Consider the following 16,569-nt stretch of genomic DNA (forward strand, 5'->3'; position numbering starts at 1 on the left):
GCCCGCAGGAGGATTCCGGTATGCCCGAGGACACCGCGCTCGATCAGCTACGCCGTTGGCAGGAGTCCGGCGGGCGATGGAGCGTCCTGGCACGTGGCACCGGCACGGTGACGATCGCGCTGCTGACCTGCGACACCGGCGAGGAGGTCGACCGCATGTCGAGCGGCAGCCCGGCGCTGCTCGCGTACCTCGGCGAGCGCGACAGCAGCGAGGACGACCTGCCGGCCGCGGCCAGCCCGGTCCAGCGGCCGATGCCCGTCGTACGGGACCGCGACACCACCGGCAGGCCCCGCAACGCGCGGCCCCGCGACGCCCTCGGCCGTCCCCTGCCGTCGGGAGCCCCGGGCATCCCCACCATGCCGGACGATCTCGACCTCACACCCGCGGACGCACTCCTTCAGGCACAACGACTGCTGGACGACGGTCTGCCGTTCCACGCCCACGAAGTCCTCGAAGCGGCCTGGAAGGCAGCGCCCGCCGACGAACGTGAACTGTGGCGCGGCCTTGCTCAACTGGCCGTCGGACTCACCCATGCGCACCGGGGCAACACCACCGGCGCCCAACGGCTGCTGCTGCGCTCGGCGGAGCGGATCGGTTCGTACGGACACCGGGCCCCCCACGGCATCGCGGCGGGCCGGTTGAGCACCTGGGCGCGCACGGAAGCCGCACGACTCGGCGGCGGCGACCCGGCCGGTGACGTCCCGATGCCGCGGCTCACCACCTGACCGGCCCGGCAGCCCGCAGCCGTCAGAGGATGCGGGGCAGTGGGGGCAGCGCCGGACGGTCGAGCCACTCCGAGAACAACTCGTCCAGGGAACCGGTCGTGTAGCGGGCGGCATGTTCGCGGAACTGGGCCGTCGTCACGGTCCGGTGCCGATGTTCGGCGACCCACGAACGCAGCAGCGAGAAGAACACCTGCTCACCGAGCTTCGCGCGCAGTGCGTGCAGGGTCAGCGCGCCACGCTTGTAGACGAGCGGGTCGAACATCCGGTCGACGCCGGGGTCGGCGACCACCACGTCGGCCGGGTAGGTGGAGAGCCAGGCGTGCCATCGGGCGGCGTGGGCGTTGGTGGACGGGCCACCGGAGGCACCGGACCACAACCATTCGGCGTACGTGGCGAAGCCCTCGTTGAGCCAGATGTGGCGCCAGTCGGCGACCGTGAGACTGTTGCCGAACCACTGATGGGCCAGTTCGTGCGCGGCCAGCCGCTCGTGGGTGCGCCGCCCGTCGAGGTGGTTGCGGCCGAACACGGCCATGCCCTGCGCCTCGACCGGGTCGTCCAGGTCGTCGTCGGCCACGACCACCACGTACTCCCGGAACGGGTACGGCCCGAACAGCCGCTGCATGGCCGCCATGATCTCGCCGTGCCGGCCGAAGTCGTGCCGGAGGACACCACGCAGCCGGGGGGTGATCGCGGCCCGCTGCGGCACCGGCCCGGACGCCAGCTCCACCATCTCGTAACGGCCGATCTGGACACTCATCAGGTACGGGGAGGTCGGCTCCTCACGCTCGTACACCCAGGTGGTGGTGCCGGCCCCCCGCCGCCGGGACACCAGGTCACCGGTGACCAGCACGGTGTACGCCGATGCCACGGTCAACGTGACCAGGAAGGACGCCTTGTCGTCGGGCCGGTCGTTGCACGGGAACCAGGACGGCGACCCGTTGGGCTGGCTGGCCACCAGCACCCCGTCGCTCAGTTCGTCCCAGCCGATCTCACCCCACCGGCCGGACACCGGGCCGGGCTTGCCGGCGTACCGGATCTCGGTCTTGAACGTCGCCCCGTAGCCGATCGGCCGCTCCGGTTTGATCCGCAGCTTGCCCGCCCGATGGTCGAACTTCGCCGGCCGTCCGTCCACCCGCACGTCCCGGACACTGAGCCGGGCGAGGTCGAGGCTGAACCGCGACAGCGGCTGGACAGCCCGCGCGGTGACGACCGCCCGGCCGGTCAGCCGGTTCGACACCACCCGGTAGTCCAGGTCGAGGTCGTAGTGCAGCACCCGGTAGCCGCCGTTGCCGTGTTCCGGCAGGTACGGATCGGTGGAACGCTCGGCGCCCGGGGTGGCGTCGAGCGGGATGCCCGGTGGGGTCATACCCGGCGAGAGACCGTCGCCGGCCAGGTCGCGACCGGGTTGCCCAGCCAGCGGCTGTCGTCGGGCACCGCGTCACCGCGGGTGACGAGCGAGCCGGGGCCCACGGTGGTACGGGCGCCGATGCTGGCGCCGGGCAGCACGATCCCGTGCGGGCCGAGCGTCGCGCCCGCGCCCAGGGTGACCTCATCCATGCTCATGATCCGATCATGGAACAGATGGGTCTGAACAACACACCCCCGGTTGACGGTCGCGCCGTCACCGAGACGGACGAGATCGAACTCGGGCAGCCAGAGCGTCTCCAGCCACACACCGCGGCCGATGCGCACCCCGAGCGTACGCAGCCACCAGGTCAGCAGCGGGGTACCGGACGCGAACCGGAACAGCCACGGCGCGGCGAGCACCTCCACGAACGTGTCGGCCAGCTCGTTGCGCCACACGAACGACGTCCACAGCGCCCGCTCACCGGCCCGGAACCGGCCGACCAGCAGCCACTTCGCGGCGGTGGCGAGCAGCGCCCCGGTGATCCCGGCGGCGAACAGCACCGGCCCGGCGGCGAGCACGGCCGCCCACCCGCCGGCGGTACGCCACACGAAGGTCAGGGCGGCCAGCACCAGGACCGCCAGCGCACCGGCGCAGATCACCGGCACGATCCGGCACAGCTCGACGGCGGCCCGCGCCACCTTCAGGCGCAGCGGCGGTTCGAAGGTACGGCCGGCGTCGGCGGTCTCCACGATCCGGCGCAGCGGCATCGGCGGGGCACCCAGCCACGACGAACCCTTCTTGGCCTTGTGCGGCGCCGACGACAGCACCCCGACCAGGCCGCGTTTGGGCACCGACCGGCCGGGCGCGGCCATCCCGGAGTTACCGAGGAACGCCTGCTTGCCGATCCGGGCCGGAGCGACCCGCAGCCAGCCGTGGTCGAGTTCGTAGGTGGCGACCATCGTGTCGTCGGCCAGGAACGCGTGGTCGTCGACGGTCGTCATCGCCGGGACCGCGAGCACCGTGGAGATCTCCACCCCGCGCCCGACCCTGGCACCGAGCAGCCGCAGCCAGACCGGCGTGAACAGGCTGGAGTAGATCGGGAACAGCGCCACCCGGGCCATGCCCATCAGGTGCTCGGTCGTCCACACCTGCCACGCCACCCGCCCCTGGACGGGGTGGAACCCGGTGCGCAGGCCGATGCTGAGCAGCCGCACGAACACCAGAACAAGAAGGGCATAACCGAGGAGGTACGCGACCACGGCGCCCGGAACGGCGATCAGCAGCGCCGTCGTCGACGGGTGGACGGACGCCCAGCCGAGCAGCGCCAGCGCCGGCAGCGCGGACGCGACCGGAAGCAGGCCCAGCAGCTGCGCCGTCAGGCTGTAGGCGGCCACCCACGAGCGGGCGCCCAGCCGGGACCGGTCCGGACGGTGCGCCGGCCACGTCGTGGCACCCTTACCGGTGACCGGGACGGCCGGGGAACCGGCCCAGCGCTGGTTCGCCGGCACGGCCCCGGTGACGGTCGACCCGGCGGCGATCTTCGCACCCTTGCCGACCCGTGCACCGGGCATCAGCGTGCTGCGCGCACCGACCCGGCCGCCCGCACCGACCCGGACCGCGCCGACCCGCACCACGTCGCCGTCGACCCAGTAGCCGGACAGGTCGACCTCCGGCTCGATGGCCGCACCCCGGCCGAGGCGCAGCAGCCCGGTGACCGGCGGCGCCGAGTGCAGGTCGACGTCGCGGCCGATACGGGCACCGAGCAGTTTCGCGTACGTGGTCATCCAGCCCGCCCCGCCGATGCCGGTCGCACCGGTCACCTCGGCGAACCGTTCGGCCGCCCACAACCGCAGGTGCACGCCGCCACCCCGCGGGTACTCCCCCGGGCCGACCCCGCGCAGCAGCAGCCGGGCCACGCCGGCGGCCATGACGACCCGTCCCGGTGGGCTGAACAACGGCAGCCACGCCGCCACGATCCACCACCAGGAGACCGCCGGCGCCAGCGACACGACCTTGCCCAGCGCGGCCAGCACGGTGAGCCAGCGCAGCCCGACGAGCGCCAGCATCGGCAGCATCAGCAACAGTTGCAGGAATCCGGCGCGGCGGGGCGTGGGCCGTACGTCGCGGCGGACCGTCGTCTCGGTGTCGAGACCGTCGAGGATCGCGGCCATCTCGGCCAGCCGCGGGTTCTGGTAGACGTCGGCCACCGACACCCGCGGATGGGTCCGCCGGATCCAGCCCACCAGCTGCGCCGCGTTCAGACTGCTGCCACCGCTGCTGAAGAAGTCGGCACCGGCCTCGGCCGGGCGGACCCCGAGGATCTCCTCCCAGCCGCCGGCCAGCCACTCCTGCGCCGGGGTCAGCTCCCCGGCTCCGGGTGTGCCGACGGCGAGCGGCCACGGCAGCGCGGCCCGGTCCACCTTGCCCGAGGTGCGGGTCGGCAGCGCGTCGACCACCGCCAGCAGCGGGACGAGCGCGGCCGGCAGCTGTTCACGGATGCGGGCGGTGGCGCCCGCCAGGTCGAAGGCGGTGGCGTCGTGCGGCACCAGGTAGCCGACCAGGAGCTGATTGCCGGCGGCGGTGCGTTTCACCGCGGCGGCCGCCCCGGCCACGCCGGGCAGCGCCTGGAGGGCGGCGTCCACCTCACCCAGCTCGATCCGGCGGCCACCGAGTTTGACCTGCTCGTCGCCGCGGCCGAGGAAGAGCAGCCCCTCGGGTTCGGCGCGGACGATGTCACCGCTGCGGTAGGCACGCGCCCAGTCCAGGGCGGGCAGCGCCGCGAACTTCTCGGCGTCCTTGGCCGCGTCCAGGTAGCGGGCCAGGCCGACACCGCCGATCACCAGCTCCCCGGTCTCACCCATGGGGACCGGCTCACCGGACGCGTCGACGACGGCGAGTTCCCAGCCGGCCAGCGGCAGGCCGATCCGGACCGGACCGGTACCGGTGAGCCGGGCGGCGCAGGCCACCACGGTCGCCTCGGTCGGGCCGTACGTGTTCCACACTTCACGTCCCTCGACGGCCAGCCGCTCGGCCAGCTCGGGCGGGCACGCCTCACCACCGAAGATCAGCAGCCGGACGTCCTCCAGGGCCTCGGCCGGCCACAGCGCCGCCAGCGTCGGCACCGTCGACACCACGGTGATGCGCTGCTCGGCCAGCCACGGGCCCAGGTCGACGCCGCTGCGCACCAGCGACCGCGCGGCCGGCACCAGGCAGGCGCCGTGCCGCCAGGCGAGCCACATCTCCTCGCAGGACGCGTCGAACGCCACCGACAGGCCGGCCAGCACCCGGTCGGCCGGGCCGAGCGGCTCCACGTCGTCGTCGGCGAGGAACAGCTGCGCCTCGGCGTCCACGAACGCGGCGGCGGCGCCGTGCGAGACCGCCACCCCCTTCGGGGTGCCGGTGGATCCGGAGGTGAAGATGATCCAGGCGTCGTCGGCCGGTTCCGGTCGTCCGGTCGCACCCCCGGGGGTACGCCGTACCGAGACGCTCAGCCCGTCACCGAGGACCGCACACACGTCCGCCTCGGCGAAGACCAGCTCGGCACGTTCCTCGGGGTCGTCGGCGTCGACCGGCACGTACGCCGCGCCGGCCGCCAGCACACCGAGGATCGCCAGGTACAGGTCGGCCGTACCGGAGGCGATCCGGATGCCCACCCGGTCACCGACCCCGATCCCGTGGCCGCTCAGGGTGGCCCGCAGCGTCTCGACCTCGACGGCGAGCTGCCGATACGTCAGCCTCGTCACGCCGGTGTCGATCGCCGGGGCGCCCGCGTGGGTCTCCACGGTCGCGTCGAGGACGTCGATCAGGGTGCGGCGGATCGGGGCGGAACGGGACCGGAACACCGCCGGAGCCTCCGGCGCGAATTCCAGCTCGGGCAGTTCGATCAGTCGCAGATCGGTCGTCACGGTCACCTAGCGCGCTCCACTTCCACCACCGGTTCCGCGTCGGCGTCCGCGGCAACCTTCGAAACTACGAGGTGGGAACAGGAATTAACGGTCGAATGGCGTAGACGTGTTGATGGACACATCAATGACCGTCCACACGCACGGGACGCCGTCACCCGAACGGTCAGCCCGCGTACACCCGATTGCGGCCGCCCCGTTTCGCCTCATAGAGGCGCTGGTCGGCACAGCTCAGGGCATCCGGCAGCGCCGCCGGGCCGGCCACCTCGGCGAGGCCGAGACTGATGGTCACGGTCAGACCCGCCTCGATCGCATCCCACGGGTACGCCGCCACCCGCGCCCGCAACAGTTCGCACCGCGCCCGCGCGTCCTCGATCCCGGAACCGTGCAGCGCGATCAGGAACTCCTCGCCGCCGAACCGGGCCACCAGATCGGTCTCCCCGATCCCGTCCAGCAGGATCACCGCGATCCGCCGCAGCACCTCGTCCCCGATGAAGTGGCCGAACTGATCGTTGACCCGCTTGAACAGGTCGACGTCGGCGACCGCCACACAGACCGGGCCACCGGCCGCGACCAGCTTCGGCAGCCGGTCGTCGGCCGACCGCCGGTTCGGCAGACCGGTCAGCGCGTCCTCGGTCGCCTGCCGCTGCCACAGCACGTTGTCGGCGGCCAGCTCGGCGCTGCGGGCCCGGTGCAGTTCCGTCTCCAGACGCGCGTTCTCCGCCTCCAGCCGCATGTTGTCCAGCTCGAAGTGGTGCGCCGCCATCCGCGCCCGCGCCGCGGCGACCTGATTGTGCAACTCACGTTCCAGGTCGTGGAAGTCGCGGTAGTAGGCCAGCGCCGCCACGAAATCACCGATCCGCTCATGGGCCTCGGACAACTCCCGCGAGATCTCCATCGCCATCGGCTTCTCGCCCGCCAGATGGGCGCGATCCAGCGCCAGTCGCAAACCCTCGATCGCCTCGGCGTGCTCACCGCGCATCAGCCGGACCCGGGCCTGATGCTGCAGGGCCGCCGACTCCAGCGACCGGTAGCCGGCCCGGACCGCGATCAGCCGCGAATCCTCGATCAGCCGGGCCGCCCCGTCGAGGTCACCGGCGAGCGCCAGCAGCATCCCGTAGTTGTCCAGACTCATCGCCTGCCGGTACGGATGGTCGGCCTCCAGCGCCAGGCGCAGCGCCTCCGCCACGTAGCCCAGCGCACCGGTCAGCACCCGTTCGGCGGCCTCCGCCTCGCCCCGGCCCCGCAGACGCGGCACCTCGTACACCGCGTTGTCGCTGACGTTGTTGAGAATGCAGAACCGGGCCTCGGCGTTCATCCCGTCGGCCATGTCCAGCGCCAGCATCAGGCAGGCGGTGCCCAGCTCGCGGTCGCCCATGCTGCCGTGCACCACACCGGTCCGGTTGTGCACCCAGTACAGCAGCTCCCGGTCGCCCAGAGCATGCGCGATGTCCCGGGCGGTGGCCAGCACACCCAGCGCCTCGTCGTGCATGCCCAGCTCCATCAGCGGCATCGCCTGAAGGGTGAGCACATCACACAGACCGACCCGGTCGCCGAGTGAGTCCAGCAGCACGGCCGCCTCACGACAGGCGGCGATCGCCTCCTCCTGCCGCCCCACCCGCATGAGCTGGTTGGCCAGCGACCGCAGCGCCGCCGCCTCACCCGCGCCGTCACCGTCCGAGGCCGCCCGGTCCGCGGCCGCCCGGGCCAGCTCGCACCCGGCCCGGTAGTCACCGGCCAACCGCTTCTCCTCGGCGCGCTCCAACAGGACATGAACCGGCTGGAAGTCGCTGCCGGCGACGTTCACCGTGGTCAAGCCGTCCTCCCTCAACCCCGGGACCGCGTGGCCACCGATCAGGCATGGGTACGCATCGGCCCACCCGCCCCGATCATGAGGACTTGACGCCGCCCAGAATAGGACGCCCCGCCCCGCACGGGACAGATCCCCGTCACGATTCCAGAGCACGCGGGAGTTCGTACGCCCGGTCATGGACGCCGGCCGGTTCCTGCCGCATCCTCGCCTCCCTTCACCGGCGTTTTCGGCGGGCGCTCTTCGGCGGCGCGGGCTTCAGATCTCCAGCCGCAGTCCCGGCCAGCGGTCGAGCCATCCCTTGGCCTCCACACGGCGCCGGATCGTCGCCCGGCCCGCCTCGTTCCTGAAGGCCGGTGACGGGCGGACGACCATTCCCACAAGGTCGGCCGGCCCATGGCCGCAGACCAGGCGCACAGAGTCGCCCCGCAAAGTGACCGCCACGCAGGTCGCCGTCTCGGGCCAGCGCGATATCGCGTCCAGGGTGGATGCATAGGGCTCATCGCCGTTGTGCAGATGCATTCGCGCCTGATTACGGATCTCCCACGGCACGTCCGGCAGGATCTCCGCGGCCCGGGCCTCGGCGCGTACGTCCTCGCCCGGGTCCAGCCTGTCCGGGTCGAAGTAGACGACATCGACGTCCCGCTCCGGCAAGGCGGGGAGATCACCGATCGCGTCCCAGATCCGGTTGCGGACGAACCCGGCCCCGATCCACCAGTCCGGCAACCCGAGGCCGGCCGCAGCCCGGAGGACCCGCACAGCCCCCGGGTCGGACTCGATCACGTTCACCATGTCGTATGCGCTCATGACCACGCCAGCGACCCTAGATCAGCGGTTCTCTCCGCCCCACCGGGCCCTTATCGGTGATGCCGCCGCGCCCGGAAGTCCCGGCGTGCGCCCGCTGTGCATGTCGCCTCACCCCGTGAAGTCCCTGGTGCGCGTGACCGGCCTCAGTGGCGGCGCCGGCCGACATCTCAGACGGTGGGCGTGTTCGTGAGCGCAGCGCCGCGCGAACGCAGGACTGCCAACAACCGGTCCTGTTCGGTCGCGGCCAGATCGGCGGTCGGGATACTGGACATCCGAAGCTTGCTGTCGGAGAGCCCCTGGTGCGGAATCAGAATCTGGCCGCGCGCCCGACGCACCGTTCTGATCGCCGACCAGGGCAGTGTGTTCGACTCGAAGCCATGGACGGTGTGCACACCCGCGGCGTCGATCCGGTAGGCGATCGGCCCTCCGATCGTGTGGGCATTCCGCGCCACGGCCTGCCGCGGCACCACGACCAGCAGGAACGCCATACCGACAACGCCGCCGACGAGCACGGGCCGCACCCAGCCGCCCGGATTGCCCGCCAGGTGCAACAGCGCGGCGATGGCCGGCGTGGCCGCCCCGGCCCCTACCACGATCGGGAGCAAAGTACGCCGTACCAGCGCTCTCGTCAGTTTCGGGTCCGTCCGGACTTGAAAGGTCAGCTGCCCCGTGTCTTCCAAGCGAGCATCATAGAGACGATCTTGTCTGCCTCTCCGGGAGAGGTTCGAGGACGAGTATCGGGAAGTACGCCGCCGAGCCTCCGGCGTCAGCGGCTGTTGCCCTGCGATGGCTGTGCCGGTCCAGGAACCGTGAGCCGTGGCGGTCTCTGAACGGCCCCACACGATCCGGCATCACCGCCGGTTCGCCTCGGCTGATCGGATGGAACCGGACGATGATCGGCTATTTCCATGGGCGCCGGACCGTGCGCGGCGCCTAGGAAGGAGCCATGACCAACGAGGTGACCGTTCCCCTGCTGCCCTGCGCGTCGATCGACGACATCGAGGCCTTCTACCGGGTTCTCGGCTTCCGCACCACGTACATACAGCGCAAGCCCTACGCCTGCATCGGACTGCAACGTGAGGACCTGAACCTGCAGTTCTTCGAGATCGCCGGGTTCGACCCGGAGCAGTCCTACGGCTCCTGCATCGTGCTCACCTCGGACATCGCGGAACTGCACCGGGCTTTCGCCGCGGGCATGCGCGCCGCCTACGGCAAGGTTCTGGTGTCCGGAATGCCGCGGATGACCCGGCCCCGGGCGCGAAAGAACGCCGATGGGATCGGCGGGTTCAGTGTCATCGACCCGGGCGGCAACTGGATCCGCGTCTTCCAGAACACCGCCACGGCGCCCACGCCGGCGCCCGCGCCCGCCGGACGACTCGCCAAAGTGCTGGCGAACGCCGTCGTGCTGGCCGACTCCAAGGGTGACGCCGGCCAGGCGGTCCGCATTCTCGACAGCGCGCTGGCTCGCCCGCAGGCCGACGATGACCCGGTCACGCACGTAGAGGTTCTGGTGTACCGCGCAGAACTGGCGATGGCGCTGGATGACCGGGAGACCGCAACGGCGATGCTCGCCCGCGTCGAGCACATCACGCTGACCGAAGACGAGACCGGAAGGGCGGCACCGACCTTCGAGATCGCTGCCGATCTCGCAGCGGCGCTGCGATGAGCTGAGGGCGCAGTGGAGGTGTGGGCGATTCTTTCGCGCGGAGATCTCACATCCTCATGACCTGCAGGCGGTCTTCGATCTTGTGCGTGAGCTGCATCCCGACTCCGAAGTGACACCGATCGGCAACGGGTCGGTCGGGGACCACAGCTATCCACCGGACGACACCAGCTATGCCACCGTCCTGCCCGGCGCCGAACTGTTCTGCGACCGCAGGCTCGTCTGCGATTGTCCCTCCCGGAAACCGCCCCGACTGCTCCGGGTCGGGGCGGGCCGACGGATCATCATGCACGGAATGCACTCGGTCTCCGATCGGCTGCGCTTCGCGGTGTGGAACGACGGAGAACTCGTCCGCTCGCTGTTCGGGTTCATCCTCGAGGGCTTGCCCGACCCGGACGATGCCGATCCGTTCGACATTCACCTGCACGGCTCCCGGGTCGCCGGCCCGACGGGCGTGAACAGGCGGACCGCGAGGCCACATTGCAGCAGGCACTTCAGCTCATGAAGCCGCCACGTCGATACGGCTTCATGCCGGACGGCACGCCACGCGAAATCGGCGACGACGAGAGTTGACGCGGACACCGATCAGCGGGCGGCCGGACCTTGCCGGTACTCGGTATGGTCCGTCGTCATGGGCGCAATCAAACCGTGGCACTTGCTGACCTGTCTCGTCGTCGTGTTGGTGATCGTCGGCATGGCGGTGATCAGCGCACGACGGAAGAAGTGACAGGTCGCGATGATGGACGCACTGATCGGCCGCGCGCTGGTGACGGTGGAACGGCTGGGCTGGCACCAGGCCGGCGGGTCCGTCGATCTCGGCGTCGGGCCGGTGCACCTCGTCTTCGAGGGCGGACGGGGCATTCTGCTCGAGGGCCGGAGTGACTGGTCTCTGGAGTTGACGGAGACCCACCCGGGTGATCGTTCGTGGTGGGACGGGTACGACTACGACTGGAACGGGTCACGTTGGGCGTTACGGGACGCCTCCGGTGAATCGCCCTTCGCCCCGGTCATCCACAGGCGCCTCAGTGCGCTGGAGCCGCTGCGCAATGAGGTCGATGAGGTGACCGGCCTCGGATTGGACTTCGACGGCCGGGCGCTGACGCTTCGCACGTGGGAGGGTGAGGTCACGACGTGACCGGCGGGGAGGTCCGGCTTCGCCGCGAGTCGTGTCCTATTCGCCCCAGTCGAGCTGATGTTCAGGTACGCCGACGCTGCGGCCGTACTCCACGGCTTTGTTTCTTGCCGGGTTGTCGCCCTTGACGTAGCGGAATACGCGGCCGGGGAAGACGACGACGTGGTCTCCGCCGACCTCGAAGTCCGCATACCAGCCGGGTTCGTCGGTCATGGTGTCGGTGAGTGCCTGTGCCAGGTCGTCAGCCGTCTCGTCGGGGGCCTCGAAGTCGAGGAAGGTCCAGATGCCGGGCTGGCCGGTCGAGGACGAGCCGGAGACGTCGTGCCGGCCGACCCGTACGACGCGCAGTGAAGGCACCCGCAGGTCGACGCCGACGCGCAGGCTCTCGGTGAGCAGTCGTCCGCGCAGCATCCATCGATGCTCTCATGCGGTCGCGCGGGATCACTCGTCGAGCCAGGACAGGCCGGGGGCGGGCAGTTCGGTGACGGTGGCCTGACGCACCTGCCACATCCGGGCACCGTCCTGATCTTCAGCGGTGACCACGAACAGGCCGCTCGGCCAGTCGTCGTCCTCGTCGACCGGCGGCATGCCGGCGAGTTGTTCGACCTGCTCACGAAGCCAGGGCAGTTCGCCGCGCCGGATGTCACCGCCGTAGAACAGATAGAGCGACCAGTTGAACGGTCTCGACGGGAAGGCCCACCCGCCCGAGTACAGCTCATGCCGGTTCTGCTCGATGATCCGCTCGGCGTCGGCGCGCTGCGCGAAATCGATCTCGAGCCAGCCACGGATCGACGCATACATGCCCATGGCCCGGCACGGTAGCCGGTCGTCCCACAGCGTCCGTCCGCCTCCCGCCGCGCCGGGTGATGTCTCAGCCGGCCCGGGAGCGGATCTCGCGGACCACCGTCGGCCAGATCTCCCGGGGCAGGTCGTGACCGGTACCGGGCAGCTCGACGTAGCGGGCGCCCGGCACCGAGGCGGCGATGCGGCGACCGGCGACGGGGCGGATCAGCGGGTCGTGTTCGCCGTGCAGCACCAGGAGGGGTGCGCGGAGCCGGTGCAGGCGCGGGCCGTGCCAGGGGGCGCTGGTCTGCCGGGCCTGGGCGCCGCTGTCGCGGACGCCGCTGGGCAGTCCGGCGTCGAGTTCGCGTTTCACGCGGAGGCGGGCGTCCTGCTCGTCGAACGGGTAGCCGGGTGAGGCGACCGCCCGTAACAGGTCCAGGCCCGCCGCCAGGTCGCCGTCGCGGCCGGCGGGGTGGCGCATGCGTGTCAGGCGGGCCAGGAACGGCAGGCGTACGTAGCGCAGGACGGCGGCGCCACGGGCGTCGCTGGGCACGGCGGCGTACGACGTCACGGTGTGCACCCGCTCCGGGTGGCGTAGCGCGGTGCGCTGGGCGACCAGGCCGCCCTGGGAGATGCCGAAGAGGTGGGCGCGCTGCCAGCCGAGCGCGTCGAGGACGGCGACGGTGTCGTCGGCCATGTCCTCGGCGGTGTAGGCGGGTGGCCGCCGGCGCAGCAGCCCGGTCACCGGGTTGCCGGCCGGGGTGCCGTCGAAGTGGGTGGAGCCGCCGGCGTCACGGCCGTCGAACGAGGCCACGCTGAAGCCGGCGTCGATCAGCGCGGCGACCAGGCCGTCGGGCCACCAGAACCGGGACACCCCGAGCCCCATGATCAGCAGAAGTGGGTCACCGCCGGCACCGCCGAGGTCGTCGGCCGCGAGGTGCACGTCCCCGTTGCACGCGGTGTGCGGGACTCTGATCATCTTTACCCCACTCATTCGGGAACGCCGTTCGCGAACACCGTATCCGGAACGGTAGGGTGGGCGCAATCGAGAGGGAGTGACATGGAGACGGTGCCGGTATGGCTACGGGATCGGCGTAGCGGCGTGGGCCGGCCCGCCGAACGGTCCCGGGCGGAGGTGACCGCCGCGGCGATCGCGCTGGCCGACCGGGAGGGCCTGCCCGCGGTCTCGATGCGCCGGGTCGCCGCCGAGCTGGGCACCGGCGCGGCCTCGCTCTATCGCTACGTCGACAGCCGTGACGATCTGCTCGACCTGATGACCGACGAGGTCGCGGGCGCCTATCGACTGCCGGCACCGGGCGGCGCCTGGCTTCCCGGACTGCTGGAGGTATGCCGACAGGGCCGCGACCTGATGCTGCGCCACGGCTGGCTCCCGGAACTGGTGCTCACCCGCTCGGCCCTCGGCCCGCACGGCACCGACCTGCTCGAACACGTGCTGGCAGTCCTCAGCGAACACCCCGCCGACACCGGTCGCAAGCTGGAGGCCTTCGCCGTGATGAGCACTCTCACCGCGGCGCTCGCCCTCCACGAACTCAATGCCGCCTCCGGCACCCGGCAGCGACAGGGCGCTTATCTCGCCCACGCGATCACGGCGGGCCGCCACCCTCACCTGACGTCGGCGCTGACAGGCGACCCACTGGTGCCGGCGCCGAGTTTCGAGGACACGGTGTCCCGGGTCCTTCTCGGCCTATTGGGCGAGTGATCAGGCGGTGGCGCCGGGCGGTGGTGACGAGGCGAAACCGATAGCCTCGCCGGCATGACATGGCTGCCTCGAGTCTTCTGTCCGATGACGGTCGTGGCCAGGGTCGCGGGCGTGGACATCTACCTGCTCACCGTCGAATCCTGGAACAATCTGGTGCTGGTACGGACCGTCGGCGCGCCGACCGAGGCGGCGAAAGCCCTCGTGGCCGCTGACATCGCACGCTCGGCCGAGTGGCTGCGACGCAGTGAGGCCGGGGCGACGGAACCGCCCAGCGAGTCGGTCGCGGAACGCCTGGCCCAATCCCTGACGGTTGACGTCACCGACGACGCGGGCACCGGGTTCACGCTGATCGGCAGAAGTACCGGAGGAGATCTGAGCGGAGCCGCCGCGCTCTACTGCGAGTGGACCTTCACGCCGTCGATGGCGGAGACCGCCACGGGCCTCACAGTCACCTTCACCGCCGAGGACGGCAGTGCGGTGAGCCGGAGGCTGACAGAGACACCGCCCTCCTGAGGCCGCACCGGGAAGGACGGGAAACAGCCGGGCGATCCTCCGAGGTATCGACAGTGATAAGCATGACAACGTAGTGTGCACGTTCGATGGGAGCGCTCCCATCGCTTCGTCCTGCGATCCGGGGGTCCTCCCATGCGCCGTGTCCTCTCCGCCCTGCTCGCCGGCGGGGCCCTGTTCACCGTCGCGGCCTGCGGCACCACGCCTGGCGGCCCCCGCGCGGGAGGCGCCGCACCCACCACGCCCCCGGCGGGTGCCGCCTGCGAGGCGCTCGCCCAGGTCTACGACCAGAACATGGCGCCGTACGCGAAAGCGCTCACCGCCGTGGCCGCCGACCCCCGGACGGTCACCCAGGCACAGCAGACGCTCGCCGCGTTCGCCACCGCCGTGCAGGACGCCACCAAGACGAGCGTCGACACCCAGATGCAGGCCGCCGGCAAGCAGGCCGCGAAGCAGATGCACGACAGGTCCAAGGACACGAAGTTCTTCGCGGGCATCAAGACGACCGAGGATGTCGGCAAGGCGATCGGCCCGACCCTGAGCGAGTGGCTGGCCCCGGTCCAACGGCACTGCGGTTGAGCGCCTCTCGTCTGAGAGGGCCGGTGGTGCCGATTCGCCCGTCACCCAGGCGAGGGCGTCGTCAGAGGACTGTCGGATCGGGCGCCATCACTTGGTGGCCACCGCAACGCCATTGACGTCCGCGGGCGCGCTCAAGCCGCTGGGCCCGGCGCAGCGCGGCACGCAGCAGACGGCTCGCGGCGATCGGGCCCATCCCCTCGACCCTACGAGCCGGTGGCCCAGGCCCGTGCGGCGCGCACCGGTCAGCGGGTGCCGAGTGCGCGGAGCACGGCGAGGACCAGGGTGCGGGTCACCCGGACGGTCTCGGCGAGCGAGACCTTCTCGAACGGGCTGTGGGCCAGGCGTACGTCACCCGGGCCGTACTGCAGCGTCGGTACCCCGGCGGCGGCGTACAGGCGCAGGTCGCTGCCGTACGGCGCGCCCCGGTTCTCCAGCCGGGATTCTCCGGTGATGTCGGCGTGGGCGGCGCGGACGAGGTCGTGCAGCGGGTGCCCGGCTGCGAGGCGCCCGCTGGCGAACTGGCCGCCCGGCCAGGTGACGGTGGGCGGGTGGTCGCGCAGCCACGGGTCGGCGGCGGCCGTGTCGGCGATGCAGCGTTCCAGTTCGGCGCGGGCGGCGGCGGGATCCTCGCCGAGGCGCACACCGAGGCGGCCCTCGGCGACGAGCAGGTCCGGTACGGTGCTGGCCCAGTCACCGGCACGGACGATGCCGACGGCCAGCGGGTACGGGATCCGGTAGCCGGCCATCAGCGGGTCGGCGCCGACGTTGCGGCGGGTTTCGAGCCGGGCCAGGGCCGCGTGCAACGGCAGGTAGGCGTCGATCGCACTGACCCCGGCGTACCGGGTGCTGGCGTGGGTGGCCTTGCCGGGCACCTCGATGCGGAAGGTCAGCGCTCCGGCGTTGGCGGTGATGACGGTGCCGCCGGTGGGTTCGGTGATGATGCACGCGTCACCGGTGTGACCGCGCTGGAGGGTGCCGAACGCACCGAGCCCGCCGTCCTCCTCGCTGACGACGAAGTGGGCGGCGATGCGGCCGGGCAGCCGGACACCGGCGGCGCGGATCGCCGACAGCGCGGCCAGGTTGGCGACGAGGCCGGCTTTCATGTCGCAGGCGCCGCGGGCGTGGATGTCGTCGCCGTCGACGCGCGGGATGAAGGGGTCGCTCCCCCACTGCCTGTGGTCGCCCGGAGGGACGACGTCGACGTGCGCCTGCATGATCACGGTGGGCCCGTCGCCGGCCGCCGGGGTGGTCGCGACCAGTCCCCAGGCCTCCTCGCGGGGTGCCTCGGTACCGGGGAAGCCGGGGTGGCCGCGCAGCGCGGGCAGGTCCATGGACCACAGGTCGGTGTCGAGGCCGAGCCGGTCGAGGCGGGCCGCGAGCAGGTACTGCAGCTCGCTCTCGGCGGGGCTGCCGGTGATGCTGGGGACCGCGAGGATCTCGATCAGGTCCCGGGCGACGGCCCGTTCGTCGATCGCCTGGAGGGCGGCGGCCTCGGCGGAGCTGATGGTGGTGGTCATGGCGAAGGCCTCCGTCTCCGGTGCTGCGGTGATCGAACGTTACGAGCCGGCCGGGGCGCGGGCAATCGTCCAC

The 16,569-nt window shown here is 71.5% G+C and carries 16 protein-coding genes; 7 read left to right on the forward strand and 9 right to left on the reverse strand.

Going from position 1 to position 16,569, the window contains the following annotated elements; all coding sequences use genetic code 11:
* Window positions 1–20: 20 nt before the first annotated feature.
* Entirely contained in the window at window positions 21–725 is a 705-nt protein-coding gene (locus BC793_RS19515) for a DUF309 domain-containing protein (RefSeq protein WP_239170167.1), read from the forward strand.
* A gap of 22 nt (window positions 726–747) precedes the next feature.
* Here the strand turns inward: BC793_RS19515 and BC793_RS19520 are convergent, their stop codons facing one another.
* The 5 genes from BC793_RS19520 to BC793_RS19540 form a co-directional block, all read right to left on the reverse strand.
* The gene (locus BC793_RS19520) at window positions 748–2,091 is read right to left on the reverse strand and encodes a M1 family metallopeptidase (protein WP_109594233.1); all 1,344 of its coding nucleotides are present in this window, start codon (window positions 2,089–2,091) and stop codon (window positions 748–750) included.
* Window positions 2,088–5,984, reverse strand: coding sequence for a Pls/PosA family non-ribosomal peptide synthetase (locus BC793_RS19525; RefSeq protein WP_109594235.1), 3,897 nt, complete (start codon window positions 5,982–5,984; stop codon window positions 2,088–2,090). Before BC793_RS19525 ends, BC793_RS19520 begins: the two co-directional genes overlap by 4 nt.
* A 157-nt stretch (window positions 5,985–6,141) precedes the next feature.
* Window positions 6,142–7,782, reverse strand: a complete 1,641-nt coding sequence (locus BC793_RS19530; protein ID WP_239170195.1) for a GGDEF domain-containing protein — start codon at window positions 7,780–7,782, stop codon at window positions 6,142–6,144.
* A gap of 261 nt (window positions 7,783–8,043) precedes the next feature.
* Complete coding sequence (locus BC793_RS19535) at window positions 8,044–8,592, reverse strand: nucleotidyltransferase family protein (RefSeq protein WP_239170168.1); 549 nt, start codon at window positions 8,590–8,592, stop codon at window positions 8,044–8,046.
* Window positions 8,593–8,759: 167 nt separating this feature from the next.
* Window positions 8,760–9,272 carry a YcxB family protein gene (locus BC793_RS19540; RefSeq protein ID WP_146246350.1) on the reverse strand — a complete coding sequence of 171 codons (513 nt, stop codon included), beginning with the start codon at window positions 9,270–9,272 and terminating at the stop codon, window positions 8,760–8,762.
* A 266-nt stretch (window positions 9,273–9,538) separates the two neighbouring features.
* Here BC793_RS19540 and BC793_RS19545 point away from each other — a divergent pair, with 266 nt between their 5' ends.
* The 3 genes from BC793_RS19545 (at window position 9,539) to BC793_RS19555 (ending at window position 11,390) form a co-directional block, all read left to right on the forward strand.
* Window positions 9,539–10,258, forward strand: a complete 720-nt coding sequence (locus tag BC793_RS19545; RefSeq protein ID WP_109594244.1) for a VOC family protein — start codon at window positions 9,539–9,541, stop codon at window positions 10,256–10,258.
* 82 nt (window positions 10,259–10,340) lie between these two features.
* Window positions 10,341–10,760 (forward strand): DUF6928 family protein, encoded by a 420-nt coding sequence (locus BC793_RS19550; protein WP_239170169.1) that lies wholly within the window; start codon window positions 10,341–10,343, stop codon window positions 10,758–10,760.
* 231 nt (window positions 10,761–10,991) lie between these two features.
* On the forward strand, window positions 10,992–11,390 hold the full coding sequence (locus tag BC793_RS19555) for a hypothetical protein (RefSeq protein WP_109594246.1): 399 nt from the start codon (window positions 10,992–10,994) through the stop codon (window positions 11,388–11,390).
* 36 nt (window positions 11,391–11,426) lie between these two features.
* On the opposite strand, the gene BC793_RS19560 is transcribed toward BC793_RS19555, so the two are convergent.
* From BC793_RS19560 to BC793_RS19570, 3 genes are all read right to left on the reverse strand, one after another.
* The gene (locus tag BC793_RS19560) at window positions 11,427–11,798 is read right to left on the reverse strand and encodes a hypothetical protein (protein WP_109594248.1); all 372 of its coding nucleotides are present in this window, start codon (window positions 11,796–11,798) and stop codon (window positions 11,427–11,429) included.
* 30 nt (window positions 11,799–11,828) lie between these two features.
* Window positions 11,829–12,194 carry a hypothetical protein gene (locus tag BC793_RS19565; protein WP_109594250.1) on the reverse strand — a complete coding sequence of 122 codons (366 nt, stop codon included), beginning with the start codon at window positions 12,192–12,194 and terminating at the stop codon, window positions 11,829–11,831.
* A 64-nt stretch (window positions 12,195–12,258) separates the two neighbouring features.
* Window positions 12,259–13,149 carry an alpha/beta fold hydrolase gene (locus BC793_RS19570; RefSeq protein ID WP_109594252.1) on the reverse strand — a complete coding sequence of 297 codons (891 nt, stop codon included), beginning with the start codon at window positions 13,147–13,149 and terminating at the stop codon, window positions 12,259–12,261.
* 81 nt (window positions 13,150–13,230) lie between these two features.
* Between BC793_RS19570 and BC793_RS19575 the strand changes: the two genes are divergently transcribed.
* The 3 genes from BC793_RS19575 to BC793_RS19585 all read left to right on the forward strand — a co-directional run bounded on the left by BC793_RS19575 (window position 13,231) and on the right by BC793_RS19585 (window position 14,979).
* Window positions 13,231–13,890 carry a TetR/AcrR family transcriptional regulator gene (locus tag BC793_RS19575; protein WP_109594254.1) on the forward strand — a complete coding sequence of 220 codons (660 nt, stop codon included), beginning with the start codon at window positions 13,231–13,233 and terminating at the stop codon, window positions 13,888–13,890.
* Window positions 13,891–13,944: 54 nt separating this feature from the next.
* Window positions 13,945–14,403 carry a hypothetical protein gene (locus BC793_RS19580; RefSeq protein WP_146246351.1) on the forward strand — a complete coding sequence of 153 codons (459 nt, stop codon included), beginning with the start codon at window positions 13,945–13,947 and terminating at the stop codon, window positions 14,401–14,403.
* Window positions 14,404–14,535: 132 nt separating this feature from the next.
* Window positions 14,536–14,979, forward strand: coding sequence for a hypothetical protein (locus BC793_RS19585; protein WP_109594258.1), 444 nt, complete (start codon window positions 14,536–14,538; stop codon window positions 14,977–14,979).
* Between the two features lie 242 nt (window positions 14,980–15,221).
* On the opposite strand, the gene BC793_RS19590 is transcribed toward BC793_RS19585, so the two are convergent.
* Window positions 15,222–16,496 carry an ArgE/DapE family deacylase gene (locus BC793_RS19590; RefSeq protein ID WP_109594260.1) on the reverse strand — a complete coding sequence of 425 codons (1,275 nt, stop codon included), beginning with the start codon at window positions 16,494–16,496 and terminating at the stop codon, window positions 15,222–15,224.
* Window positions 16,497–16,569: the final 73 nt, after the last annotated feature.

It is taken from the genome of Actinoplanes xinjiangensis, assembly GCF_003148685.1.
GTDB classification, from domain to species: Bacteria; Actinomycetota; Actinomycetes; order Mycobacteriales; family Micromonosporaceae; genus Actinoplanes; species Actinoplanes xinjiangensis.

Coding starts and splice junctions, on each gene's coding strand:
- BC793_RS19515 (WP_239170167.1), top strand. CDS start 21: ATGCCCGAGGACACCGCGCTCGATCAGCTACGCCGTTGGCAGGAGTCC.
- BC793_RS19520 (WP_109594233.1), bottom strand. CDS start 2,091: ATGACCCCACCGGGCATCCCGCTCGACGCCACCCCGGGCGCCGAGCGT.
- BC793_RS19535 (WP_239170168.1), bottom strand. CDS start 8,592: ATGAGCGCATACGACATGGTGAACGTGATCGAGTCCGACCCGGGGGCT.
- BC793_RS19545 (WP_109594244.1), top strand. CDS start 9,539: ATGACCAACGAGGTGACCGTTCCCCTGCTGCCCTGCGCGTCGATCGAC.
- BC793_RS19555 (WP_109594246.1), top strand. CDS start 10,992: ATGATGGACGCACTGATCGGCCGCGCGCTGGTGACGGTGGAACGGCTG.
- BC793_RS19560 (WP_109594248.1), bottom strand. CDS start 11,798: ATGCTGCGCGGACGACTGCTCACCGAGAGCCTGCGCGTCGGCGTCGAC.
- BC793_RS19565 (WP_109594250.1), bottom strand. CDS start 12,194: ATGGGCATGTATGCGTCGATCCGTGGCTGGCTCGAGATCGATTTCGCG.
- BC793_RS19570 (WP_109594252.1), bottom strand. CDS start 13,149: ATGATCAGAGTCCCGCACACCGCGTGCAACGGGGACGTGCACCTCGCG.
- BC793_RS19575 (WP_109594254.1), top strand. CDS start 13,231: ATGGAGACGGTGCCGGTATGGCTACGGGATCGGCGTAGCGGCGTGGGC.
- BC793_RS19580 (WP_146246351.1), top strand. CDS start 13,945: ATGACATGGCTGCCTCGAGTCTTCTGTCCGATGACGGTCGTGGCCAGG.
- BC793_RS19585 (WP_109594258.1), top strand. CDS start 14,536: ATGCGCCGTGTCCTCTCCGCCCTGCTCGCCGGCGGGGCCCTGTTCACC.
- BC793_RS19590 (WP_109594260.1), bottom strand. CDS start 16,496: ATGACCACCACCATCAGCTCCGCCGAGGCCGCCGCCCTCCAGGCGATC.